This is a genomic window from Deltaproteobacteria bacterium (assembly GCA_009930495.1).
Classification (GTDB): domain Bacteria; phylum Desulfobacterota; class Desulfovibrionia; order Desulfovibrionales; family Desulfomicrobiaceae; genus Desulfomicrobium.
Map to the genome: position 1 here is coordinate 1 of RZYB01000416.1, position 1,329 is coordinate 1,329.

Consider the following 1,329-nt stretch of genomic DNA (forward strand, 5'->3'; position numbering starts at 1 on the left):
GACGTCCTCATCCGCGGACAGTCGCAGGCGCACCGGAGCGTAGGCCAGAAAATGCTCGCTGTAGGGCGAAGAGGTTTCCACGCGGCTGAGCGGGCGGACAATATCCATGTGACCCTTGCGCACATCCTCCACGGTGCGCCAATAGTTCTCGTTTTGCTCCGCTGGCCGAAACGCCTTGGGCAAGCCGGGCCGACCCAAGGTCCCGAACAGGGACGTCCGGATGTTCAGGGTCCGCAGGGGAGCGTCTTTGTCGAGTTCCGTTTCGGACTGAAAGAGCACCCATCCGTCGACATCGAAGAAAAAGGTGTAACGCTGAAATTTGGGATTGCGCGGAAAAGCGAAAACCGGGGAATTGGATGATTCGTAGAGAGAGAGCACGTTGCGTATCGCCTTGGCGTTCAGGGACAGATAGACGTATCCGTCCAATTCTCCGCCAGGCCCCACATAGGGCGTCACCATGCGCAACACCACGCAGGACATGCGCTCGCGCGGGTTTTCAGGGCTCGGGAACGGCGCTTCGAGTTCCCCGAACTCCGACAGCCACACCTCTCCGGCCTTGAGGTCGCGCACATGGCTGTACAGAAGCGCGGGACCGGGCCTGATGCCATCCACTTCCGCATGGGCCAGGCGCCGGTATTCCCCTTCTCGGCCCACAAAGACGACAGGCTCCCCCTCGCGCAGGGGCATGAACCCGAACTCCACGAATTCCAATCCTGCAACCTCCCTGACGTCCTGAAGATATCTGGCCGCCTTCTCTTCAGTCATGGGGTTGCGGGCGGCAAAAAGCAGCTGCCGCTTGCAGCTTTCCAGCAGCGACTCCACCGCATGGGCCGTGGTCACGGCATGGATCCTGGAATTGCGCTCAAGCGCCAGGGAAATGAACTCCGACGACGCCCAGTAGGTCGCGTACCCCATCAGCGCGAGCACGATGAGAGAGGTGGGGATGAGCGTCATGAGCAGACGCGTTCTGAGCTTGCGCCTGACGGGCGCGGCCCCGAAGCGCCGGATGCGCGGCAACCACTCCAACAAGGCTTTCGGCTTCATCATGCTCCCCCCCCTTTTGCTTCACTTCCGAGACCATTCAAAATCGCGCAATTTCACGTTCCACATAGCAGATGCGCGATATCTTATTCAAGAAAAAAAGAAGCAAAAAACAGCAAAAATACGCAACGCTGTTTGTTCGCAAGCTTGGGCAGCCGCTTGTTGTGAAAACAATATCAAATAAATTATTTTTAATATCAGCATAGAAATCCAGGCCCTCTGGGCCTGGTCAGAGTTCAACGGCTATGCCAGTTGAACGCCCCATGGTATCTCCAGAGTTCCGTTGTC

Annotated in this window: 1 protein-coding gene; it reads right to left on the reverse strand. The window is 57.9% G+C overall.

Annotated elements, in window-relative coordinates; all coding sequences use genetic code 11:
- Positions 1-1,047 (reverse strand): Fis family transcriptional regulator (locus tag EOL86_15135; GenBank protein NCD26903.1); only part of this gene is annotated, 1,047 nt, incomplete at its 3' end.
- Positions 1,048-1,329: the final 282 nt, after the last annotated feature.